The 21410-nt window shown below is 73.2% G+C and carries 22 protein-coding genes; 9 read left to right on the plus strand and 13 right to left on the minus strand.

What is annotated here, in order from left to right:
- Positions 1-21: 21 nt before the first annotated feature.
- From ACFWIS_RS24220 to ACFWIS_RS24235, 4 genes are all read left to right on the plus strand, one after another.
- On the plus strand, positions 22-1032 hold the full coding sequence (locus ACFWIS_RS24220; protein WP_380457011.1) for a polyprenyl synthetase family protein: 1011 nt from the start codon (positions 22-24) through the stop codon (positions 1030-1032).
- 128 nt (positions 1033-1160) lie between these two features.
- On the plus strand, positions 1161-1823 hold the full coding sequence (locus ACFWIS_RS24225) for a LuxR C-terminal-related transcriptional regulator (protein WP_380457009.1): 663 nt from the start codon (positions 1161-1163) through the stop codon (positions 1821-1823).
- A 281-nt stretch (positions 1824-2104) separates the two neighbouring features.
- Complete coding sequence (locus ACFWIS_RS24230; protein ID WP_380457037.1) at positions 2105-4072, plus strand: 2-oxoacid:acceptor oxidoreductase subunit alpha; 1968 nt, start codon at positions 2105-2107, stop codon at positions 4070-4072.
- The gene (locus ACFWIS_RS24235; protein ID WP_380457007.1) at positions 4069-5148 is read left to right on the plus strand and encodes a 2-oxoacid:ferredoxin oxidoreductase subunit beta; all 1080 of its coding nucleotides are present in this window, start codon (positions 4069-4071) and stop codon (positions 5146-5148) included. Before ACFWIS_RS24230 ends, ACFWIS_RS24235 begins: the two co-directional genes overlap by 4 nt.
- 68 nt (positions 5149-5216) lie before the next feature.
- On the opposite strand, the gene ACFWIS_RS24240 is transcribed toward ACFWIS_RS24235, so the two are convergent.
- The 3 genes from ACFWIS_RS24240 to ACFWIS_RS24250 all read right to left on the minus strand — a co-directional run bounded on the left by ACFWIS_RS24240 (position 5217) and on the right by ACFWIS_RS24250 (position 7718).
- Complete coding sequence (locus ACFWIS_RS24240) at positions 5217-5609, minus strand: VOC family protein (RefSeq protein WP_380457005.1); 393 nt, start codon at positions 5607-5609, stop codon at positions 5217-5219.
- Between the two features lie 143 nt (positions 5610-5752).
- A complete protein-coding gene (locus ACFWIS_RS24245) occupies positions 5753-7408 on the minus strand; it encodes an LCP family protein (protein ID WP_380457003.1) in 1656 nt (551 codons plus the stop codon).
- Positions 7401-7718 carry a DUF6542 domain-containing protein gene (locus tag ACFWIS_RS24250; RefSeq protein WP_380457001.1) on the minus strand — a complete coding sequence of 106 codons (318 nt, stop codon included), beginning with the start codon at positions 7716-7718 and terminating at the stop codon, positions 7401-7403. The genes ACFWIS_RS24245 and ACFWIS_RS24250 overlap by 8 nt, the downstream gene beginning before the upstream one ends.
- A gap of 449 nt (positions 7719-8167) precedes the next feature.
- Here ACFWIS_RS24250 and ACFWIS_RS24255 point away from each other — a divergent pair, with 449 nt between their 5' ends.
- On the plus strand, positions 8168-8806 hold the full coding sequence (locus tag ACFWIS_RS24255; RefSeq protein ID WP_380457000.1) for a TetR/AcrR family transcriptional regulator: 639 nt from the start codon (positions 8168-8170) through the stop codon (positions 8804-8806).
- A gap of 126 nt (positions 8807-8932) precedes the next feature.
- Here the strand turns inward: ACFWIS_RS24255 and ACFWIS_RS24260 are convergent, their stop codons facing one another.
- The 4 genes from ACFWIS_RS24260 to ACFWIS_RS24275 all read right to left on the minus strand — a co-directional run bounded on the left by ACFWIS_RS24260 (position 8933) and on the right by ACFWIS_RS24275 (position 14268).
- Positions 8933-9640 carry a hypothetical protein gene (locus tag ACFWIS_RS24260; protein ID WP_380456998.1) on the minus strand — a complete coding sequence of 236 codons (708 nt, stop codon included), beginning with the start codon at positions 9638-9640 and terminating at the stop codon, positions 8933-8935.
- 206 nt (positions 9641-9846) lie between these two features.
- Positions 9847-10629, minus strand: a complete 783-nt coding sequence (locus tag ACFWIS_RS24265; protein ID WP_380456997.1) for a GNAT family N-acetyltransferase — start codon at positions 10627-10629, stop codon at positions 9847-9849.
- 88 nt (positions 10630-10717) lie between these two features.
- Positions 10718-11167, minus strand: coding sequence for a CAP domain-containing protein (locus ACFWIS_RS24270; RefSeq protein WP_380456995.1), 450 nt, complete (start codon positions 11165-11167; stop codon positions 10718-10720).
- A 188-nt stretch (positions 11168-11355) separates the two neighbouring features.
- Positions 11356-14268: a BTAD domain-containing putative transcriptional regulator gene (locus ACFWIS_RS24275; RefSeq protein ID WP_380456993.1), complete on the minus strand. Its 2913-nt coding sequence runs from the start codon at positions 14266-14268 to the stop codon at positions 11356-11358.
- Positions 14269-14402: 134 nt separating this feature from the next.
- Here ACFWIS_RS24275 and ACFWIS_RS24280 point away from each other — a divergent pair, with 134 nt between their 5' ends.
- Entirely contained in the window at positions 14403-15827 is a 1425-nt protein-coding gene (locus tag ACFWIS_RS24280; protein WP_380523987.1) for a BTAD domain-containing putative transcriptional regulator, read from the plus strand.
- A 24-nt stretch (positions 15828-15851) separates the two neighbouring features.
- Here the strand turns inward: ACFWIS_RS24280 and ACFWIS_RS24285 are convergent, their stop codons facing one another.
- The 3 genes from ACFWIS_RS24285 to ACFWIS_RS24295 all read right to left on the minus strand — a co-directional run bounded on the left by ACFWIS_RS24285 (position 15852) and on the right by ACFWIS_RS24295 (position 16828).
- Positions 15852-16319 (minus strand): hypothetical protein, encoded by a 468-nt coding sequence (locus ACFWIS_RS24285; RefSeq protein ID WP_380456990.1) that lies wholly within the window; start codon positions 16317-16319, stop codon positions 15852-15854.
- A 148-nt stretch (positions 16320-16467) separates the two neighbouring features.
- Positions 16468-16668, minus strand: coding sequence for a DUF397 domain-containing protein (locus tag ACFWIS_RS24290; RefSeq protein ID WP_380456988.1), 201 nt, complete (start codon positions 16666-16668; stop codon positions 16468-16470).
- The gene (locus ACFWIS_RS24295; RefSeq protein ID WP_380457035.1) at positions 16604-16828 is read right to left on the minus strand and encodes a Scr1 family TA system antitoxin-like transcriptional regulator; all 225 of its coding nucleotides are present in this window, start codon (positions 16826-16828) and stop codon (positions 16604-16606) included. The genes ACFWIS_RS24290 and ACFWIS_RS24295 overlap by 65 nt, the downstream gene beginning before the upstream one ends.
- 14 nt (positions 16829-16842) lie before the next feature.
- Here ACFWIS_RS24295 and ACFWIS_RS24300 point away from each other — a divergent pair, with 14 nt between their 5' ends.
- From ACFWIS_RS24300 to ACFWIS_RS24310, 3 genes are all read left to right on the plus strand, one after another.
- Positions 16843-17109 carry a hypothetical protein gene (locus tag ACFWIS_RS24300; RefSeq protein WP_380456986.1) on the plus strand — a complete coding sequence of 89 codons (267 nt, stop codon included), beginning with the start codon at positions 16843-16845 and terminating at the stop codon, positions 17107-17109.
- 12 nt (positions 17110-17121) lie between these two features.
- Positions 17122-17571 carry a hypothetical protein gene (locus tag ACFWIS_RS24305; protein ID WP_380456984.1) on the plus strand — a complete coding sequence of 150 codons (450 nt, stop codon included), beginning with the start codon at positions 17122-17124 and terminating at the stop codon, positions 17569-17571.
- A 99-nt stretch (positions 17572-17670) separates the two neighbouring features.
- Complete coding sequence (locus tag ACFWIS_RS24310; protein ID WP_380456982.1) at positions 17671-18786, plus strand: alpha/beta hydrolase; 1116 nt, start codon at positions 17671-17673, stop codon at positions 18784-18786.
- Positions 18787-18805: 19 nt separating this feature from the next.
- Here ACFWIS_RS24310 and ACFWIS_RS24315 read toward each other — a convergent pair whose 3' ends face one another.
- From ACFWIS_RS24315 to ACFWIS_RS24325, 3 genes are all read right to left on the minus strand, one after another.
- Positions 18806-19525 (minus strand): DsbA family oxidoreductase, encoded by a 720-nt coding sequence (locus ACFWIS_RS24315; protein WP_380456980.1) that lies wholly within the window; start codon positions 19523-19525, stop codon positions 18806-18808.
- 93 nt (positions 19526-19618) lie between these two features.
- Positions 19619-20167 (minus strand): GNAT family N-acetyltransferase, encoded by a 549-nt coding sequence (locus tag ACFWIS_RS24320; protein ID WP_380456978.1) that lies wholly within the window; start codon positions 20165-20167, stop codon positions 19619-19621.
- A gap of 319 nt (positions 20168-20486) precedes the next feature.
- Positions 20487-21206, minus strand: a complete 720-nt coding sequence (locus tag ACFWIS_RS24325; RefSeq protein WP_380456976.1) for a chitinase — start codon at positions 21204-21206, stop codon at positions 20487-20489.
- Between the last annotated feature and the right edge of the window lie 204 nt (positions 21207-21410).

The following is a 21410-nucleotide window of genomic DNA, read 5'->3' on the forward strand; positions in this document are numbered from 1 at the left end:
AGGGACAGAGGAGTGGTCTTCGTGACCGTCGTGGGACCCTTCGGGCTCAGCGTGCAGGACCGCGACCTGACCCGGGACGTCCAGGCCGGACTGGACGCGGTGGAGGCGGCGCTCTCCGAGGCCGTCAAGAGCGACGTCCCGTTCATCACCGTCACCGCCAGCCACCTGATCGAGGCCGGCGGCAAGCGCTTCCGTCCGCTGCTCCTGCTGCTGGCCGCCCAGTTCGGCGACCCGGGGGCGCCCGGTGTGGTGCCGGCCGCGGTGGTCGTCGAGCTGACCCACCTGGCCACGCTGTACCACGACGACGTGATGGACGAGGCCCCGGTGCGGCGCGGCGCGGAGAGCGCCAACTCGCGCTGGGACAACTCGGTGGCCATCCTCACCGGCGACTTCCTGTTCTCCCGGGCCTCCCAGGTGCTGGCCGACCTCGGCCCGGAGGCGGTGCGGATGCAGGCCGAGGCCTTCGAGCGGCTGGTCACCGGCCAGATCCTGGAGACCCGCGGCCCCGGCCCGGAGATGGACCCGCTGCTGCACTACCTGGACGTGCTCGCGGGCAAGACCGGATCGCTGATCGCCGTCTCCTGCCGGATAGGAGCGCTGATGGCCGGCGCCGCACCGGACCTGGTGGAGACCCTCGGCGAGTTCGGCGAGCGGATCGGCATCGCCTTCCAGCTGGCCGACGACGTGCTGGACATCGCCAGCGACGGCCACGAGTCCGGCAAGACCCCCGGCACCGACCTGCGCGAGGGCGTGCCGACCCTGCCGACCCTGCTGCTGGAGCAGATGCCCGCCGACCCGTCCGACCCGGACGACAGCCGGCTGCGCGAACTGCTCACCCAGGACCTCTCCGACGACGACCTGCACGCCGAGGCGCTGCGCCTGCTGCGCGCCCACCCGGCGTTGGAGCGCGCCCGCCGGGAGACCCTGCGGCACGCCGAGGAGGCCCGGGCGCTGCTGGCCCCGCTGCCGGACTGCGCGGCGAAGGCGGCCCTGGACGGGCTCTGCGACGCGGTGGCCATCCGCACCATGTGACGCGGTGGCCATCCGCGCCGTGTGACGCGGGGGCTTACACCGGGGGCGATCCGTCGCTACCGCCCCGGCGCCCCGCCGGGATGGGGGAGACTGGCACCCGTCAGCTCACGCCTGCCCGGAAGGTCACCATGCGTCGCGTCGTCATCGCCGAGGACTCCGTACTGCTGCGGGAAGGTCTGACCCGGCTGCTCACCGACCGCGGCCTGGAAGTCGTGGCCGGGGTCGGGGACGGCGCCGCCCTGGTGAAGACCATCCACGACCTGGCGGCCTCCGACGCCCTGCCGGACGTGGTGGTCTCGGACGTGCGGATGCCGCCGACCCACACCGACGAGGGCCTGCGCGCCTGCGTGGAGCTGCGCGGACGCTACCCCCGGCTGGGCGTGCTGGTGCTGTCGCAGTTCGTGGAGGAGCGGTACGCCTCCGAGCTGCTGGCCGGCTCCACCCGGGGCGTGGGCTACCTGCTGAAGGACCGGGTCGCCGAGGTGCGCGAGTTCGCCGACGCGGTGCTGCGGGTCGCCGACGGCGGCACCGCGCTGGACCCGGAGGTGGTGCAGCAGTTGCTCAGCCGCAGCCGCAAGGGCGACGTCCTGGCCAACCTCACGCCGCGTGAGCGGGAGGTGCTCGCGGCGATGGCGGAGGGGCGCACCAACGCGGCGGTGGCCAAGCAGCTGGTGGTCTCGGACGGCGCGGTGGAGAAGCACGTCAGCAACATCTTCCTCAAGCTCGGCCTGGCGCAGAGCCCGGAGGACCACCGCCGGGTGCTGGCGGTGCTCACCTACCTCAACTCCTGAGGCCCGCCGACTCCTGAGGCCCGCCGCCCGGGCCGGCCCGCCGAGGCCCGGGCGCGGCCCGTTCGGGCGTGTGCGGAATGATCTCCGGCGGCCGGATGTTGTGCGGAGGAGAGGTACCGGCATGGGCGGGTGAAACCTGCCGGAGTTCCGGCCTCGGCCGAGTTCGCGCGCATAGGATGCGAGCGGTGCACCAGGCGGACGGGGCACGGGGCCGCGCCCGCGGTGGTGCGCCCACGAGGAGGTCCGCGGCAGTGACCAGTCAGGTCGATCAGTCAGAGGCAGTGGACGGATCGGACGGCGACGAGGGTCGTACCGGTGACGATGCCGGACACCCCGGAGCGACCGGGCCCGTCGGCGCGCACGCCCCGGACGGCCCACCGGAGCGGCGGGCCAAGCCCATCCGCAGACTCGACCGGGTGATCATCAGGTTCGCCGGCGACTCCGGTGACGGCATGCAGCTCACCGGCGACCGCTTCACCTCGGAGACGGCCGCGTTCGGCAACGACCTCTCCACGCTGCCGAACTTCCCGGCCGAGATCCGGGCCCCCGCCGGTACCCTGCCCGGCGTCTCGTCCTTCCAACTGCACTTCGCCGACCACGACATCCTCACCCCGGGCGACGCCCCGAACGTGCTGGTGGCGATGAACCCGGCGGCCCTGAAGGCGAACCTGCCGGACCTGCCGCGCGGCGCGGAGATCATCGTCAACACCGACGAGTTCACCAAGCGGGCGCTGGCGAAGGTGGGTTACGCCGCGGACCCGCTCGGCGACGGCTCTCTGGACGGCTTCCACCTGCACCGGGTGCCGCTCACCGCGCTGACCCTGGAGGCGCTCAAGGACAGCGGGCTGGCCCGCAAGGACGCCGAGCGGGCGAAGAACATGTTCGCCCTGGGGCTGCTGTCCTGGATGTACCACCGGCCCACCCACGGCACCGAGACCTTCCTGCGCGGCAAGTTCGCCAAGAAGCCGCAGATCGCCGAGGCGAACATCAGCGCCTTCCGGGCGGGCTGGAACTTCGGCGAGACCACCGAGTCCTTCGCGGTCTCCTACGAGGTGCCGCCGGCCCGGCTCCCGGCCGGGCGCTACCGCAACATCTCCGGCAACCTGGCGCTGTCCTACGGGCTGATCGCCGCCGCGCAGCGCTCCGGCCTGCCGCTGTACCTGGGCTCGTACCCCATCACCCCGGCCTCGGACATCCTGCACGAGCTGAGCCGGCACAAGGACTTCGGGGTGCGCACCTTCCAGGCCGAGGACGAGATCGCCGGCATCGGCGCGGCGCTCGGCGCGGCCTTCGGCGGAGCACTGGGCGTGACGACCACCTCCGGGCCGGGCGTGGCGCTCAAGTCGGAGACGATCGGCCTGGCGGTCTCGCTGGAACTGCCGCTGCTGGTGGTGGACATCCAGCGCGGCGGCCCGTCAACCGGGCTGCCGACCAAGACCGAGCAGGCGGACCTGCTGCAGGCGATGTTCGGCCGCAACGGCGAGGCACCGGTGCCGATCGTCGCCCCGGCCACGCCCGCCGAGTGCTTCGACGCGGCCCTGGAGGCGGCCCGGATCGCGGTGACCTACCGCACCCCGGTGTTCCTGCTCTCGGACGGCTACCTGGCGAACGGCTCGGAGCCCTGGCGGATCCCGGAGGTCGGTGAACTGCCGGAGATCGACCCGGCGTTCGCCACCGCCCCGAACCGCGAGGACGGCGCCTTCTGGCCGTACCTGCGGGACCCGCACACCCTGGCCCGGCCCTGGGCGGTGCCCGGCACGGCCGGGCTGGAGCACCGGATCGGCGGCATCGAGAAGCAGGACGGCACCGGGAACATCTCCTACGACCCGGCCAACCACGACCTGATGGTGCGCACCCGGCAGGCCAAGGTGGACGGGATCACCGTCAAGCCGGTGGAGGTCGACGACCCGACCGGCGACGCCCGGGTGCTGGTGCTCGGCTGGGGCTCGACCTACGGCCCGATCACGGCGGCGGTGCGCCGGGTGCGCGCGGACGGCGGCGAGGTCGCCCAGGCGCACCTGCGCAACCTCAACCCGTTCCCGGCCAACCTGGGTGCGGTGCTGCGCAGTTACGAGAAGGTCATCGTGCCCGAGATGAACCTGGGCCAGCTCGCGCTGCTGCTGCGGGCGAAGTACCTGGTGGACGCGGAGTCCTACAACCAGGTGCGCGGACTGCCGTTCAAGGCGGCGCAGTTGGCGGACGTGCTGTGGGCGGCGATCGGCAGCCTGGACGAGGAGGACCACCGATGAGTGAGCGGAGCGAGCGAACCGTCGAGGGGCGTGGCTTCCCGTCGCTGAAGCTGGTGCCCAAGTCCGAAGGCCCGCAGAGCGCCCGGGACTTCAAGACCGACCAGGAGGTGCGCTGGTGCCCCGGCTGCGGGGACTACGCGATCCTGGCGGCGGTGCAGTCCTTCATGCCGGAGCTCGGCATCCGGCGCGAGAACACGGTGTTCGTCTCCGGCATCGGCTGCTCCTCGCGCTTCCCGTACTACATGAACACCTACGGGGTGCACTCGATCCACGGCCGGGCGCCGGCGATCGCGACCGGGCTGGCCTCCTCCCGGCGGGACCTGAGCGTGTGGGTGGTGACCGGGGACGGCGACGCGCTGTCGATCGGCGGCAACCACCTGATCCACGCTCTGCGGCGGAACGTCAATCTGAAGATCCTGCTGTTCAACAACCGGATCTACGGCCTCACCAAGGGTCAGTACTCGCCGACCAGCGAACTCGGCAAGATCACCAAGTCCACCCCGATGGGCTCGCTGGACGCGCCGTTCAACCCGCTGTCGCTGGCGATCGGCGCCGAGGCCTCCTTCGTGGCCCGCACCATCGACTCGGACCGCCAGCACCTCCAGTCGGTGCTGCGGGCGGCGGCCGAGCACGAGGGCACCGCGCTGGTGGAGATCTACCAGAACTGCAACATCTTCAACGACGGCGCCTTCGAGGTGCTCAAGGACGCCGGCACCCGGGACGAGGCGCTGATCCGGCTGGAGCACGGGCGGCCGATCCGGTTCGGCGCGGAGGCGGCCGACGGCGTCTTCCGGGGCCCGGACGGCGAACTGTTCGTCGCGCCGGTCACGCCCTCGAACGAGCCGGACGTCCTGGTGCACGACGCCCACGCGGCCGGCCCGGCGACGGCCTTCGCGCTCTCCCGGATCGCCGACGCGGACACCCTGCACCACACGCCGATCGGCGTGCTGCGGGACGTCCGCCGGCCGGTCTACGACGAGCTGATGGAGGACCAGCTGGCCACCGCCGTCGCCCAGCGCGGCCCGGGCGACCTGGCGACCCTGTTGGCGGGCGGCGACACCTGGACGGTGGACTGACCGCTCCGCCGCGCCCCTCGGCGCCCCCGCCCCTCGCCGGGCGGGGGCGCCGACGCACGTTCCGGCCCCTACTGCTGGCTGTCGGCGGCGGCCCACTCGACCAGTTCGATCACGACCCCGTTCGGGTCGGCGACCTGGAACAGCTTCTCGCCCCACGGCTCCTCGCGCAGCGCCATGGTGATCTCCACCCCCTCCTCGCGCAGCCGCCGCTCCTGCGCGGCGAGGTCCTCGACGGTGAAGGCCAGGATCACCCCGTCCGCCGTGCGGTCCCGCTGGTCCTCGGGCAGCACCTCCAGGCCGCGGCGCAGGTAGACGACGTCGACCCCGCCGCCCGGGTGGCCGAGCGAGACGAAGCCGTCGGCGGACATCTGCTCGGTGTAGCCGAAGTGCCGCTGGAGGAAGGCGGCGGAGGCGGCGGTGTCCTCGACGGTCAGGGTGACGACGGTGGTGGTGATCTGCATGGCGGAGCCCTCTCGTCATGGCGCACGGTTATCCCGTACGCAGTACACTATACATAGTACGGAGAATCTCGCCAGGGGTCCGCCCGGAAAGGCCTGAGGGAGGCCCCCGATGGGGACCTCCCTCAGGAGTGGTGCCGGTCGCGTCAGAAGACGCAGGGGATGCCGCCGTCGGAGGTGGCGTCGACGCCCGGGCCCTGCATGGGCAGGTTGGCGGCCGGGTCGCCGGTGGGGGCGGGGCCGGGGGCGGTGGGCTTGTCGGCCGCGACGCCGGTGAAGGAGGTGCCGAGGGTGACCACGACGTGGTCCGCGGCGGCGGTGGCGGACTCGGTGGCGGTGACGCCGTAGCGGGCCGCGACCTGGTCGGCGGCGTCCTTGCCGCCCTTGCCGTAGGTGACCGTGGTGGTCTTCTGCTTGGTGCGGGCCGGGCCGGTCGCGCCCTCCTTGAAGCCCATCGCGACCAGTGCCTTGGCCTCGTTGCCGGAGGAGACCCCGGCGGCCGAGGAGGCGTTGTACACGTCGACGGTGGTCGGGGAGGCGGCCTTGGTCGGGGTGGTCGCGGTCGGCGCCGGGGTGGGGGCGTCGGTGGCCGGGGCGTCGGTGGCGCCGTCGGCCGGGGCGGCGGGCGCGGCCGCGTCGGCGTAGCCGAACAACTGCTTGACCACCTTCTGGATCTTCGACGGGGTGACCAGGTTGACGTCCTGGCCGTTCTTGGTGCCGAAGCCGTCGAAGGTCAGGGTGTTGAACTCGACGTTGCCGCCGGTGAGCGCCGGGGCCTGCTGGGCGAAGTCCAGGACGTTCCACTCGTTGTCGATCACCAGGTCCTTCTGGACGACGCCGAAGAGGTCCTTGAGCTTGCCCAGATCGCTGATGATGCCGTCCTGCTTGAGCTTGTGCACGACGGAGGAGATGAAGGCCTGCTGGCGGTGGGTGCGGGCGAAGTCGCCGGTGTTGCCCTTGCCGTCGTCCAGGTTGTGGCGCTGGCGGACGAAGGCGAGCGCCTGGGAGGCGTTGAGGGTGTTGATGCCCTTCTTGAAGTCGGCGCCGGAGCCCTGGCCCTCCATGGCCGGGTCCTTGGTGTCGTGGGTCAGGCAGACCTGGATCGGCTCGACGGCCTTGGCGATGTCGTAGAAGCCCATCAGGTTGACCTCGGCGATGTGGTCCACCGGCTGGTTCACGAAGGTCTGGACGGTGCGGATGGTGGCCGCGCGGCCGGCGTCGCGGCCGGCCTTCTCCAGGTCGGCGCCCTTGAGGCCCTTCTTCTGCAGGCCCGGGTTCGCCTTCTCCTTGGCGATCCCGTACGCCTCCTTGATCTTGTGCATGCCCTGCTGGGTGCCGTCCCCGTTGTAGGTCATGACGTAGTCGTCGCGCGGGATGGAGATCGCCTGCACCTTGCCGCCGTTGGCCGGTATGTGCAGCAGGATCAGCGAGTTGGTGTTGTAGCCGCCGATGTCCGAGCTGTGGCCGGCGTGCAGTTCGTCCTGGACGAACTGCGGGGGCAGGTCGGAGCCGTCCATCGCCTTGCGGCTGTCCAGGCCGATCAGCAGCAGGTTGACCGAGTTGTCCAGGTGCTTGGGGGCGTCCTTCTTGGTCTCCGAGATGGCGTTGGACGTGGTCATCCCGTCGGTGAGCGAGGTGTACTCGTACCAGACCACCCCGCTCGCCGCGAACACCGCGAAGCCGACGGTGGCGGCCACCACCCGCCCGGCGATCAGCAGCGGGGAGCCCTTGCGGGGCGCCGGTTTCGCGCCCCGGCGCCCGGCGGTACGGTCGCCGTCCTGCTGCTCACGGTCCTCAGCCATGCCGCCTCCTCCGGTCCCGGACCACCCGGACCACGATCACCAGCAGGGCCGCCGCCGCGGCCTGCGCCATCACGGGAAACCCGTGCACCACCCACTTGGCGGAGCCGGTGGCCAGGCCGTTGCCCTGGTACTTCTCGCTGTTCGCCGAGAATTCGACCACCGCCGTCACGCCGAGTACGACCACCGGCGAGGCGGCGAGCACCCACCACCAGCCGCGGTGGGTGCAGAGCGCGGCCGCCAGGCCGGTGCCGAGCGCCGCGCAGAGCGCGAAGACCAGGCCCATGCCCGGCCCGGAGAGCTCGTCGACCACCGCCCCGACCAGGGGGAGTCCGAGGGCCGCGACCGCGGGCAGGGTGGGCCCGCCGGAGAAGGGACGCGCGGGGCCGGCGGGCCGGCTCGCCGGCCGCCGCCGTGATCCCTGGTCGGAGGACCGTCCTCGCTGCCCCGCCACTCACTCACCCCCGGTGTTCCCGTGCCTGGTGCGCCGTCTCGGCGCCGCGCCGGGTCTGCTGTGGAAGAGCGGTAACGGCGCTGCCAGTACGGGACGCTGGTGGTCGGCCGGCCGGTTCCCGTTCTCGGTTTCCCGCTGCTGCTCGGGGGCAGGCACGTTTTCGGATTTGCTCTACAGAGGTGTAGAGATCGTACGCAGCATAGAGCACGCCTGTTCGGTGGCAAGTCCGTTCGTGAACAGGCCTGCATACACTACACCGGGCAGTTTCTGAGGGGTCGGCGCGGGTGCCGACGGAGAAGGAGAACGTCGTGGCGACCACGGGCGGAGCGGGACGACCGGAGAAGCGCAAGGCGATCACCCGGGCCGCGACCACGGTGTTCGGGCGCGAGGGCTACGTCCGGGCCAGCATGGACGCGATCGCGGCCGAGGCCGGGGTGTCCAAGCGCACGGTCTACAACCACTTCGCCGACAAGGAGACCCTCTTCCTGTCGGTGGCGCTGCAGAACTCGGCCGAACTGACCGAGCTGATCCGCGAGTTGATGGCCAGACACCTCGACCGGGTGCTGGACCCGCGGCGCGACCTGGTCGCCTTCGCGGTCGAGCGGGCGAACGCCGTGCTCGCCGCGGGCGAGCACGGGGCACTCGGCCGGGCCATCCGCGCCGAAGTGGCCAACATCCCGGCGGACGTCCTGGAGGCCTGGCTGGAGGCCGGCCCGGTGGCCTCCCAGCGCGACCTCGCGGAGCGCTTCACCGCGCTCACCGAGCGCGGGCTGCTGGCCGTGCGGGACCCGGAGCTGGCCGCCGAGCAGTTCACCCTGCTGACCTTCCACGGCGTGGCCGAACGCTCCTTCTGGGGCGCGCTGCCGGTGGCCGGGGCGGAAGTCGAGCGGGTCGCGGAGCAGGGCGTGGACGCCTTCCTGACGATCCACGGCCCTGCCGCGGGCTGACCGGGCTGACCGCGGCCTGACCGGGCGGGTCGGGCACACGCCAATGGGCGGGGCGGCACCGGGCCGCTCCGCCCACCGGTCGTCGCGCGAAGGTCACCTCAAGACGCGGTCACCTCAAGGCGCGGGTCACTTCCAGTTGACGCCCTTGCCCAGGGTGTACGGCTCGCCCCAGTACTCGGCGCCGGACACCTTGGTCGCCTGCGGCGCCAGGGCCAGCACGCAGGAGGTGATCGACTGCCCGTTGGTGAAGCCCTTCGGGAAGGACGGGTGCGGGCACTTGTCGAAGGTGCCGATCAGCATCACCTCGGAGGCCTCCGAGCCGTCCGGCAGGGTGCCCTTCACCTGGGTCAGGCTGGAGAAGGACAGGTCGGTGCTGCCGGTGTTGGTGACGTTGAAGCGGACGTAGTACGGCACCATGCCCGCGGCCTTGTCGCCCAGCTTCAGCGGGGTGAGGTCGGCCGGGTCGCCCTTGTCGATCGAGGTGACCGTGAGCGAGACGGTGCCCTTGGTGCTGCCCGAGGAGAACGGGATGGTGGCGGCCTGGCCGATCTTCACCGTGGTGCCGGGCGCCGCGGTCGGACCGGCCTGGGCCGGGGCCCCGCCGGTGGCGCCGCCCGTCGCCCCGGCGGTGGCGCCGCCGGTCGGCGCGGCCGCGGAGGTGGGGGCGGCCGGGGTGGTCTGCGCGGCGGTCGGCGCGGCCGGCGCCTGGGTGGCCGGCGGGGTGGTGGCGCTGTCGGACGAAGCGGCGTCGTCGTTGCAGGCGCTCATGGTGAGCGCGCCGACCACGGCCAGGCCGGCCAGGGCCATGGTGCGACTGTTGCGGATGGTCTTCACGTGATGTCCCCCGTTATTGCGGACCGCCGTCGCGACGGTCCTCCTGTGGGATGTTCATAGCGCAGGGGCCGTGCGGGACGCCACGCATTCCGGGTGGTCTTGACGCTGCCGTGACGAGTCCTGCGCGGGTCCGTGACAAGGGATGCCGAGTCGTGATCAGTGGTACCCGAACCGCCTGCCACCTCGGACGATCCACCGGACGGGCCCTAAGCGGCCCGCAGCACCAGTTCGTTGTACGTCGTGACGGTGCCGAAGCCCAGCCGCCGGTAGAGGTGGATCGCCGGGGCGTTGTCCGTACGGACGTTGAGGCCCAGGTGGTCGGTGGTCGGCGCGAGGTGCCGGGCCAGCGCGGTGACGCAGGAGCGGGCCAGGCCGCGGCCGCGGGCGTCGGGGTGGGTGACCACGTTGCCGAGCACGGCGACCCGGTGCGCGGGGGAGTGGACGTGCACCCCGGCGGCGGCCACCAGTCGGCCGTGCTCGCGGACGCCGACGTAGCCGCCGGCCGCCAGCAGTCGCCGGTCGAACCAGGACTCGGGGTAGGCCTCGGCCAGCAGGGTGTGCAGGGCGTCCAGGTCGGCGGGGGTCAACTGCTCGGTCCGGTGGGCGGGTTCGGCGGGGAGGTGGCCCGGGTCCGGGAGGATCATCCGCAGCAGCGGGGTGCGCCGCTCGACGCTGTAGTCCGGGGCGAGGGCCCGCTCGGCGCCGTCCGGCAGCCCGGCGGTGAAGCGGCGCGGCAGGAACGGCCGCAGCGCGCCCAGCAGTTCCTCCAGGGCGGGGACGGCGGCGGACCGGGCGAAGGCGAGCAGCACGGGGGTGTCGCCGCCGCTGTAGAGCAGGGCGACCGGTCCGCGGTCGGGATCGGTGGTGTACCAGGTGGTGTTGGGCCAGAGGGTGTCGTCCAGGTCGCCGAGTTCGAACAGGTGCAGGGCCGGGTCGGGGCGGAACCGTTCGGCGAGCGCGGCGCGGTCGTGCAGGCTGATGAGGGGCACGGGGTCGAGCTTAGGGCGGGTCTGACAGCCCCTGGGCCTGGTCCGTCGGTGGACGGACGGACCAGGCCGCGGACCAGGCCGCGCCGGGTCAGACCTGGCCGAGGGTCAGCACGTAGCGGCCCCGGGTGTCGCCCCGGCGGGGTGCGCGGCCGATGCCGAGGTGGTTGAAGCGCGGGTCGAGCAGGGTGTCGCGGTGCTGCGGGCTGTGCATCCAGCGCTGCATGGCCTCGGGCACGCTGTCGGCCGCCGCGGCGATCTCGGCGGCGAAGCGGAAGGCGAAGCCGGCCGTCCGGATCCGGCGCCAGGGCGTGCTGCCGTCGGTGCCGTCGTGCTGGAGGAGGTCGTGCGCGGCGAGGTCGTCGGCGTGGCGCTGGGCCGCGGTGTTGAGCCGTTCGTCCAGGTTGAGCAGTCGGGCGCCGGCGTGGACGCGCCGGAAGTTGGCGGAGGTCAGCATCTCGGTGCGGAAGTCGCCGCCGGTGGCGGTCCAGGGCGTGGCCGCGGGTGTCAGGATCCGGCCGTTGCGCACGAGTGTGGTCATGGGTCGCGCCTTTCCTCGGGGTGTCGCCCCGGGCCGCGGGCGGCGCGGTCCGGGGCCGGACGAGGAGTACGGTCCCGGACCGCGGTAGACAGCCGGTCAACGCGCGTAGCCGGTGGTCGGTCGAGCTCGGTCGGCCGAGGTCGGTCAGCTGCCCTTCGACCTGCGCGGGCCCGGCCGGCCGGGCTCGGTCAGCCGAGGCCGGCCAGCTGCCCTTCGACCTGCGCGGCGTCCTCGTCGAGGCCGAGCCGCCGGTAGCCGTCCAGGGCGTCGGTGAGGCAGGCGCGGGCCTGGCGCGGGCGGCCGAGGCCGGCGAGGGCGGTGCCGAGGGTGCGCAGCAGGGCGGCCTCCAGGGCGGCGCTGGTGCGGCGGGCCTGCGGCAGGACGGCTTCGGCGAGGTCCGCGGCGAGCAGCCAGCGCCCGGCTTCGGCGTGGATGCGGGCGGCGAGGTCTCCGGCGGCGGCTTCGAACACGGTGACCTGGAGGGCGGCGAACTCGTCCCGGGCGCCGAGCGCGTCGGCGAGGGCGGCCTCCGGGTCGCCGCACAGCCGCAGCACCCGGGCGAGGTAGTAGCGGCCGATCGCGGCGGACACCGGTCCGGAGCCGCTCATCAGGCGGGCGCTGCGTTCGGCGGCGTCCCGGGCCTCGGCGAGGCGCCCGGTGTGGGCGGCGCTGAAGGCGAACTCGCCGAGCGCGCTGCCCTCGGCCCGTTGGGCGCCGACCCGGTGGAACAGCTCGGCGGCGCGGCCGGCGTGTTCGGCGGCTTCGGCGTAGCGGCCCTGGACCCGGGCGTTGCTGCCGAGGTTGATCAGGGCTTTGGCGAGCACGCCTTCGGTCCGCGGGTCGGTGCAGAGGTCGACGGCCCGGCGGATCTCCTGCTCGGACTCGGCGTAGCGGTTGATGTGCCAGAGCATGGTGCCGCGCAGGTAGCGGGCGAGGGCGAGCGGGCCGTCCTCGCCGCGGGCCTCGGCCTCCTGGGCGATGCGTCCGGCGAGGTCGCCGAGGATGCCGGTCTGGGCGCGTTCGGAGAGCACGGCGCCCATCCGGTCGGCCAGTTCGGCGGCCCGGTCGAGCGGCAGGGCCGGGTCGGCGCAGCTGAGCACGATGGCGGCGGCGTGCACCTCGGCCTGGTCGCGCATCCAGCGCACGGCTTCGGCGCCGTCGGTGATCGGGCGGCCGGCCGCGGTCACGGACACGCCGAGCAGGCTGAGTTCGGCGGGTTCCGCCTTGCGGGCGGCCCGGTCGGCGTTGCGGGCGGTGGCCAGGCAGAAGTCGGTGAGCCGGTCGGCGGCGGCGGTGCGTTCGGCGGGGGGCTCCTCGGCGGCGAGCCGGCCGCGGGCGTAGTCGCGGACGAGGTCGTGGAAGCCGTACCGGCCGAAGCGGGGGGAGTGCAGCAGGTTGAGGTCGACGAGGGTTTCGAGGAGCTGGTCGGCCTGGTCCTCGGTGCGGCCGAGCAGGGCGGCGGCGCAGGGCAGCGGCAGGTCGGGGGTTTCGGGTAGCGAGAGCAGGCGGAAGGCGCGGGCGAGTTCCGGGTCGAGGCGGTGGTAGGAGAGCGCGAAGGTGGCTTCCACGGTGCGTTCGCCGTCGCTGAGTTCGGCGAGCCGGTGTTCCCGGCGCAGTCCTTCGGCGAGAGCGGCGAGGGTGAGGCCGGGGTCGGCGGCGAGCCGGGAGGCGGCGATGCGGACGGCGAGCGGCAGCAGCCCGCAGGCCCGGACGACCTCCTCGGCGGCTTGCGGCTCGGCGGTGACGCGTTCGGCGCCGACGATCCGGGTGAGCAGGTCGAGGGCCTCGGCGGGCGGCAGGGTGTCCAGTCGCAGGTGGTGGGCGCCGGAGAGGCCGGTGAGCCGCAGCCGGCTGGTGATCAGGACGGCGCAGCCGGCCGCGCCGGGCAGCAGCGGTTCGACGTGGTCGCGGGTGGCGGCGTTGTCGAGGACGACGAGGACGCGTCGCCCGGCCAGGGCCGAGCGGTAGAGGGCGCTGCGTTCGCCGGTGTCGTTGGGGATCTCGTCGGGGGCGATGCCGAGGGCGCGCAGGAAGCCGGTCAGGACGGTGCCCGGGTCGGGCGGGGTGCGGTCGGCGCCGCGCAGGTCGGCGAAGAGCTGCCCGTCGGGGAAGCGGTCGCGGACCTGCCGGGCGAGGTGCACGGCGAGGGTGGTCTTGCCGACGCCGCCCATGCCGTCCAGGGCGGAGATCATGACGGCCCGCCCGCCGGCGCCGGCGAGCTGCTCCGCGAGGGTGTCGAGTTCCTCGGCTCGGCCGGTGAAGTCGGGTAGGCCGGAGGGGAGTTGGTCGGGGGCCTGCCAGCGGTCGGCCGCGGGCTCGGGGTCGGCCTTCGGCGGCAGCAGGGCGGTGTCCTCGCGCAGGATGCGCAGCTGGAGCTCGGCGGGGCCGTGGTCGTCGGCGGGCAGGTACGGGCGGGCGTCCTCGTAGACGGCGAGTGCCTCGGCCTTGCGGCCGGCCCGGTAGAGGGCGCGCATCAGGACGGCGGTGAGCCGGGGCCGGCCGGGGTGCTCCAGGGCGAGGGCGGTGGCCTCGGCGATGAGGTCGGTGCGGTCGCCGATGTCGGCGTCGAGTTCGAGTTGGGTCTCCTTGGCCGAGATCCGCTGTTCGGCGAGTCGGGCCCGGACGGCTTCGGCGTGCCGTCCGGGCAGCCCGGCGAGCGCCTCGCCGACCCAGAGCCGTTGGGCGCGGTGCAGGACGTCCCGGACGTCCTGCGGGGGTGCGTCCGCCCGGCGCAGTCGTTCGGCCTCGGCGAGCAGGGCCTGCCATTCGTCGGCGTCGGTCGGTACCGGCCGGAGGGCGTAGCCGTCCCCGACGCGCAGCAGCGGCATGTCTTCCGGGGCGTCGCCGGTGTGCGGCTTGAGCGCGGCGCGCAGCCGGGAGACGGCGAGCTGGACGGCCTTGCGCGGGTCGGCCGGCGGGGTGCCGCCCCACACGCCCTCGATCAGTACCGAGGTGGCCACCGTCCGTCCGGCGGCGTCCAGCAGTACGGCGAGCACGGCGCGCTGCTGGGGGCGGCCGAGTTCCACCTCCTCGGTCCCGTACCAGGCCCGCAGTGGGCCGAGCAGCGCGAAGCGCAGCCCGGGGCCCCCCTTGTCCACCATGTCGTCCCGTCCCGATGAGTCGTCCCGTGCCGGGATCTCGCCACTTCCGTCCGGATTGCGGCGCCCCCGGTCCCGGCCTCGTATGCTCTGCTCACAGATTGTGCACCGGACGTCGGAATTCCGAGGGGTGGGGAGTGGTGCTCGAATTCCGCGTGCTGGGGTCCCTGCGGGCCCGGTGCGAGGGCGTGGAGGTCGACCTCGGGCGACCGCAGCAGCGGGCCGTGCTGGCGGCGCTGCTGCTGGCGCCCGGGCAGTTGGTGTCGACGGACCGGCTGGTCGAGGGCGTGTGGGGGGAGGACGACGCGCGCTGGCCGAAGGATCCGGTGGGCCAGATCGGCACCCATGTGCACCGGCTGCGGCGGGCGTTGGGAGCGCCCGGGCTGGTGGTCGCGGCGGCCGGCGGGTACCGGTTGTCGGTGCCGCGCGGCTCGGTGGACCTGTTCCGCTACGAGGCGGCGGTGGCCGAGGCCGTTGCGCTGCGTCACCAGGAGCCCCTGCGGGCGTGGGAGTTGCTGGGCGAGGCGCTCGGGGCCTGGGCGGGCGCCCGGGCGCTGGACGGCGTGCCGGGGCCGCTCGCGGAGCGGGCCCGGGAGCGGCTGGCGGCCGGGCGGCTGGCGGCGCGGAAGGTGCGGTACGACCTGGACCTGGCGCTCGGGCGGCACGTCGAGGCGCTGGAGGAGCTGGGCGCGCTGGCCGCCGAGTGCCCGCTGGACGAGGAGGTGCACCGGCTGCACCTGCTGGCGCTGCACCGCTGTGGCCGAACGGCGCAGGCCCTGGCCGAGTACGGGGCGTTGCGGGAGCGGCTGGACCGGGAGCTGGGGCTCGAACCGGCCGTCGCGGTCGTGGAGCTGGCCGACCGGATCCGGCGCGGGGAGGCCCCGGTGTCGCTGCGGCGGCTGCCCCGGCCGAGCCAACTGCCGCCCGACATCCCCGACCTGGTGGGGCGGGCCGGGTTGGCGGGGCAGGCGGAACGGGCGCTCCGGGCGGTCGGCGGCTCGCCGGTGGTGGGGCTGTCCGGTCCGGCGGGCAGCGGGAAGTCGGCACTGGCGGTGCACATCGCCCACGCTGCCCAGGACGCCTTCCCGGACGGGCAGTTGTACGCGAGCGGGGGTGAGCCGGGCACGGTCCTGGCCGCCTTCCTGCGGGCCCTGGGGGAGCGGCCCGCGGGTTCGGACACCGTCGGGGAACTGTCCGTGCGGTACCGCTCCGCACTGGCCGGACGGCGTGTGCTGGTGGTGCTCGACGGAGTGGCCGACCCCGGCCCGCTGCTGCCCGCGACGAGCGGGTGCGCGGCGGTGGTCACGGGGGCGGATCCGGGGGCCCTGCCGGGCGACGCGGTCCGGCTGACGGTCGGGGCGCTGGAACCGCACGACGCCCACGAGCTGCTGGCGCGGATCGTGGGCGTGGAGCGGATCGGCCGGGAGCCGGCCGCGGTCGAGGAGCTGGCCGGGCTCTGCGGCCACCTGCCCGTCCTGCTGCGGACGGCGGCGGCGCGGCTCGCGGCCCGGCCCTGGTGGTCGGTGGCGGACCTGGTGACCAGGTTCGCCGAACGGGGGTGAGGGCCGGGCCGCGGGGTGGTGCTCCTAGTACGGGTCGGTGCTGCTGATGACCGAGTAGCTCGGGCCGCTCTCGAACTGGGAGATGTAGTCGATCTTGACGCCGCCGAAGCCCCAGACCTCCAGCTTGACCCCGTCGTTGGGGTCGGACTTGAAGGTGTTGCTGTTCCAGCAGACGCGGTCGTTGGCGCCGTAGACGACGAAGTTGCCGTCGGTCTGCAGGGTCGCCCGGGTGCCGCAGCCCCAGCTGCCCGGCGCGGCCCACTTGGCGACGTACCGGTTGTCGGTCCGGTAGACGACGAGGTTGCCGTCGGTCTGGAGGGTCAGCCGGGTGTAGCCGGTGTCGATGGCCTGGCCGGGCAGGAGCGTCACGGGCGCGTTCTGGGTCACCCTGGGGGCCAGGTCGGGGTTGACGATGGTGTCCGCCTGCGCGGTACCCGTCGCCGTCATCGTCCCGGCCAGCGCCAGGGCGCCCGCTGCTGCTGCCATGGCCATGTGCCGCATCGTCTTCATGTCCCCGTGCTGCCTCTCTCACGTGTGGGTGCGCCCGTGAACGTGGCGGGCGCCCTGTGGTGAACGGATCATGACCCAGGGCGGTAGACAACTGATAAACGTTGCGTTGAGGCCGGGACGGAACGCGGGTTCAGGTGAGGTGGTCGAACTCGCCTGTCTTGGCCCCGAGGAGAAGGACGCGGAGCCTGGCGGTGGTCGTGGTGATCACGATGGCGGGGTCGTCGGACTCGCGGAGATGGCAGATGTCCTCAGCTCCGACTGCGAGTTCAACGCAGCTGCCGCCCTCGTTCGAGCCACTGAACGATGACTTTTGCCAACGGAGTTCGGACATCGGATGCCTTTCGAGTTTGCAGCAGGTAGAGAAGGTGTCGAATGAGTCCCGCTGCATCGCCCGGGAATCGCATTCGCAACGCCGTCTCGTGGATGACGAATCGAAACTGGCGCAGTGGCACGTTTGTGAGAATGTGCTGCCGCTGCTTCCGAAACTCGATTCCGACCGGCCTCGGTGGGGCTCACCGTCGGTCCCGTCGCCGCCGGGTTCAACTCCCTCACCCCCGCCAGGGCCCCCGTCACCCCGTCCGTCCCCGACGATTTCGACTGGCCCGGGCTCGAATCCTTCCTCTTCCACCCCGGCTTCGCCGCCGACGGATCCGACGCCGCCCTCAACCTCCACCGCCTCCTCTTCGCCGTCCAGCGCATCGCCTACCGCGAGGCCGCCGGCCGCAACGCCCCCTGGCCCGCCGCCCGGCTCCACCCGCGCTCGCCGGTGTGAAACCCTCGCCCCATGGACGAGTTCACGCGCCGCCTGGACGGCGCCTGGGAGTGGTGGCACGCCGCCATCGAGGATTCCCAGGAGGGCAGGTGGATCCGCACCGACGCCGAACGCCGGACGATCGACGACATCGCCGCCGCGACCGTCGGCTGTCCGCCCCCGGCCGGTGAACTCCCCTGGCGGGCCCGGCTCGCCCGCATCGTCCGCTGGGCCGCCGTACTGCGGCTCGCCGCCCGGGCCGGCGGCTGGGAGCTGGTGCCCGTCGCGGGCGCGGCCCCGGCCCGGCCCGCCGGGATGGCGACCCTGCTCTCCGCCGTCTACGCCGTCGGGGAGCAGGGCGAGATCTGGCTCGACGCCCTCCGCACGCAGGGCCCGCCGCCGGTGGCCGAAGTCGGCCGGGCGGAGGCCTTCCTCTTCGGGCCGGGTTCCGTCGAGGACCTCCGGCAGTTCTTCTACGACTGATGACGCCCCGGAGCGGGAAGTCGGACCGGCCGACTTCCCGCTCCGCAACCGATCCGGCTCGGGTGCAACCGAACACCCGTGTTACCCGTTTCAGCTGGTGTGAAGCTCACCGGCACCCCGTTCTTCGTCCTCGCGCTCCTCCTCGTCCCGCTCTCCATCGGGCTGCTGATGTACCTGTGGAACCGGGTGCGCGGGCCGCGCGCGCTGCGCTTCGGGTCGCGGCTGCTGATGGTGGCCTTCGCGCAGCTGACGGCGGTGACGCTGGTGTTCGTGGTGGTGAACAACGACAACCAGCTGTACGGCAGCTGGGACGACCTGCTCGGCACCGGCAGCCACGTCCGCGCCGTGCCCGTACCGCCCCCGGCGGACGCGACGGCGGCGGCCAACGCACCGGACCAGCCCAAGGTGACGCAGCAGTTCGGGTCGGTGGACGACCCCGCCGTGCCGAAGGACGTGAAGACGACCCAGCTGAAGGGCCGGGTGTCCGGCGTCGACGGCGAGGTGCTGGTGTGGACGCCGCCGCAGTACGCCGACCCGGCCTACAAGGACAAGAAGTTCCCGGTGGTGGAGCTGCTGGCGGGCTTCCCCGGTTCGTCCAGCGCCTGGTTCGGCAGCATGAACGTCTCCAAGCAGCTGGAGCCGCTGATGAAGTCCGGGCAGGTCGCGCCGTTCATCCTGGTGTCTCCGCGGGTCGTCCTGCTCGCCGGGCACGTGGACACTGGCTGCGCGGACGTGCCGGGCCAGGCCAACGCCGAGACCTGGCTGGCGCGCGACGTGCCGCAGATGGTGCTGGACAACTTCCGCGCCGAGCCGGGCCCGGAGCGGTGGGCGGTGGCCGGCTACTCGGCGGGCGCGCACTGTGCCGTCCGGCTTGCCCTGGGGCACCCGAACCGGTACCACGCGGGCGTCAGCCTGTCCGGGTACAACGACCCGATGGGGGAGTCGGACTCGCTGACCGCCAAGGACCCGCACCTGCGCGAGGTCTCCAATCCGGTCTACCTGCTGCAGCACGCGCAGACGCCGCCGAACGTCGCCCTGTACCTGACCGGGAAGAAGGGCGACGGCTACGAGGACGCCCTGGCGCTGCAGAAGAACGCCAAGGCGCCGACGGCCGTCACCCCGGTGGAGGTCAACGGTCCGCACCTGACCTCCACCTGGCAGCCGCTGGTGCCGGCGGTGTTCACCTGGCTCACCCAGACCGTCGGGAAGGGCTGACGGCCGGCGGCCGGGGCGGTCACCGCTGGGGCAGCTCGCAGCCGTCCGGGCCGCAGGCTTCCGCGTCGCCCCCGCCTTCGGCCAGCGGGATCAGCGGCGCCGGCACCCGGCTGCCCCAGGCCTGCTCCAGCGCCCGGGTGAACGTCTCCGCGGGCTGGGCGCCGGAGACCCGGAGCCGCCGGTCGAGGACGAAGAACGGCACGCCCGTCGCCCCCATGGCGGCGGCCGTCTCCTCGTCCTCGCGCACCGCCGCCGCGTAGGCCTCCGGGTCGGCCAGCACGGCGGCCGATCCGGCGGCGTCCAGCCCGGCCTCGACGGCCAGCTCGGCCAGCCGGCCGGTGTCGAAGGCGGAGCGCTCCTCGGCGAAGTTGGCCCGGTACAGCGCGTCCAGCAGCTCGGCCTGGCGGCCCTGCTCCTTGGCGAAGTGCAGCAGCCGGTGCATGTCGAAGGAGTTCGCGGCGTCCCGCCCGTCGTCCAGGTAGGGCAGGCCCTCGCCGCGCGCGTTCTCGGCGATCCGGGCCTCCGCGGCCTCGGCCTGCTCCAGGCTCATCCCGTACTTCGTGGCGAGCAGCGGGATCACCGGGCGGGCCGTGCGCGGCGCGTTCGGGTCCAGTTCGAACGAGCGGTGGACGACCTCCACCTCGTCACGGTGCGGGAACGCCGCCAGGGCCTGCTCGAACCGGGCCTTGCCGATGTAGCACCACGGGCAGTTGATGTCGCTCCAGATCTCCACGCGCACGGCGCCGTACTCCTTCCGGTCCCGCGCGGACCGTCCGCGCCGACGGTTACCGGAACGCCGGTCTCCACCTGAATATTTCTCGTCCTGAAATATTCAGGTTCGGAAGCCGGGGACCGGTCGCTCGTAGCGGCTCATCCAGAGGACCGGGACGTCCTCCGGCGACTGCCCCGGGAGGCCGAGCCAGCGGGCGTCACCGCGGTGCGCGAAGCCGCGCCCCTCGTAGTAGTCGCGCAGCGAGCGGTTGTGGGCGACGCAGTCCAGCCGCAGCGCGTCCACTCCGCGCTGCCGGGCCCGCTCCTCGGCCCAGCCGAGGACGAGCCCGCCCAGGCCGCGCGCCCACCGGCGCACGGTCAGCCGGTGCACGTAGCCCGCCTCGCCGCCGACGTCCGCCCAGAGGTCGTCGGCCCAGTCCAGGGTGACCGTCCCGGCGGTCTTGTCCCCGACGTCCACCAGCCAGGTCTCGCCGCGCTCGATCGCGTCGGCCACCCACTCGGGCGGGAAGCTGCCCGGCCACTGGCGGATGCCCCGCCCGCCCAGCCACCCGGCCGCCTCGTCCAGCACGTCCAGCACCTCGCCGGTGTGCTCCGGCGCGGCGGGCCGGAACGAGACCCGGTCGCCCGCCCACTCGATCGAACCGCTCATCGCTCCTGCCGTCCTGCCGTCCTGCCGCTTCGGGGCCGGGGGTGCCGCGAGGTCCCCCGCCGCCCAGCGTTCCAGCTCCGCCCCGACGGCGTCCACCGGTCCCGGCCCGCTCCCGCCGCCACCAAGGGGACTTGAGCCAGACCGCGGTCCAGAGCCGATCGGCTCGCCTTCTCCGCCACCGGCACCGCCGACGCCGCCTGGCGGGGCTCGACTGACACCGTTCACCCGATCGACTGAGTCACGGAGCGAGAAGTGGGCCCGGCCGACTTTCCGCTCCGCGCGTGCCGTCGGAGGCCGTCGGAGGCCGTCGGAGGCCGGCTCAGCAGGAGATGTTGCCGCCGCCCACGGTGGTGCCCAGTACGCCGACGAACTGCTTGAACAGGTTGATCCGGTCGTTGCGCTCGTCCGGGTTCTTGCCGTTGCACTCCAGGTCGCCGTTGATGCTGCGGATGGTCTCGCCGAAGCCCTTGTTGTTGACGATGGCGTCGTGGGGGGTCATCGTCCCGGCGCCCTTCTGGGCGTCCCAGAACCAGAGGCCGGTCTTCCAGGCGACGGCCGGGTCCTTCTCGACCTTGTACGGGTCGTGCAGCAGGTCGAGGTGGAGGGCGTCGCCCGCGGCCTTGTAGTTGAAGTTCCAGCTGATCTGCAGCGGCCCGCGCCCGTAGTACGCGGACTGCCCGGCCGGACAGCCGTAGGGCTGGGTGGTGTCGCAGTAGTGGCTGTAGTTGGCGGTGTTCTGCTCGACGACGTAGCGGAGCCCGCCGGTCTCGTGGCTGACGTTGGCGAGGAAGGCGGCCGCCTCGCGCTTGCGGGTGGCGTCGTCGCCGGTGGCGGCGAACTTCGGGTAGGCGCCCAGCGCGTCGGTCAGGCCCTTGTACGTGTAGAAGGAATTCCGGTTCGGGAACATCTTGTTGAACTGGGCCTCGCTGACCACGAACGAGCCCGCGGCGGAGGCCGGGGCGGCGGTCGGGCCGGTCAGGGCGAGGGTGCTCAGGACGGCGGCGGAGGCCACGGCGGAGAGGGTGCGGGAGAGCTTCATCGTTCCTCGTCGGGAGTCAGGGGCGGGGGGTGCTTCGCTCTCGAAGCACCGGAGCCATCGTGGTGGCCGCCGCCCCCGGTCCGAACCGGACCGAGGTCCAAACCACTCGTACGGGTCTTATCCAGCCGGGTAGTTGTCGTCGCGCCCACTGCGGGGTGATCATCCGTCCGTCATACGCACCGGATAGCCTCATCCGCGCACGGC

This window comes from Kitasatospora sp. NPDC127060 (assembly GCF_042724935.1).
In the GTDB taxonomy this organism is placed as follows: Bacteria; Actinomycetota; Actinomycetes; order Streptomycetales; family Streptomycetaceae; genus Kitasatospora.

Bases quoted from the DNA above. Each gene is read 5' to 3' on its own strand.
- ACFWIS_RS24225 (WP_380457009.1), top strand. From the start codon at position 1,161: ATGCGTCGCGTCGTCATCGCCGAGGACTCCGTACTGCTGCGGGAAGGT.
- ACFWIS_RS24235 (WP_380457007.1), top strand. From the start codon at position 4,069: ATGAGTGAGCGGAGCGAGCGAACCGTCGAGGGGCGTGGCTTCCCGTCG.
- ACFWIS_RS24240 (WP_380457005.1), bottom strand. From the start codon at position 5,609: ATGCAGATCACCACCACCGTCGTCACCCTGACCGTCGAGGACACCGCC.
- ACFWIS_RS24245 (WP_380457003.1), bottom strand. From the start codon at position 7,408: ATGGCTGAGGACCGTGAGCAGCAGGACGGCGACCGTACCGCCGGGCGC.
- ACFWIS_RS24270 (WP_380456995.1), bottom strand. From the start codon at position 11,167: ATGACCACACTCGTGCGCAACGGCCGGATCCTGACACCCGCGGCCACG.
- ACFWIS_RS24275 (WP_380456993.1), bottom strand. From the start codon at position 14,268: ATGGTGGACAAGGGGGGCCCCGGGCTGCGCTTCGCGCTGCTCGGCCCA.
- ACFWIS_RS24285 (WP_380456990.1), bottom strand. From the start codon at position 16,319: ATGGCCATGGCAGCAGCAGCGGGCGCCCTGGCGCTGGCCGGGACGATG.
- ACFWIS_RS24290 (WP_380456988.1), bottom strand. From the start codon at position 16,668: ATGTCCGAACTCCGTTGGCAAAAGTCATCGTTCAGTGGCTCGAACGAG.
- ACFWIS_RS24305 (WP_380456984.1), top strand. From the start codon at position 17,122: ATGGACGAGTTCACGCGCCGCCTGGACGGCGCCTGGGAGTGGTGGCAC.
- ACFWIS_RS24320 (WP_380456978.1), bottom strand. From the start codon at position 20,167: ATGAGCGGTTCGATCGAGTGGGCGGGCGACCGGGTCTCGTTCCGGCCC.
- ACFWIS_RS24325 (WP_380456976.1), bottom strand. From the start codon at position 21,206: ATGAAGCTCTCCCGCACCCTCTCCGCCGTGGCCTCCGCCGCCGTCCTG.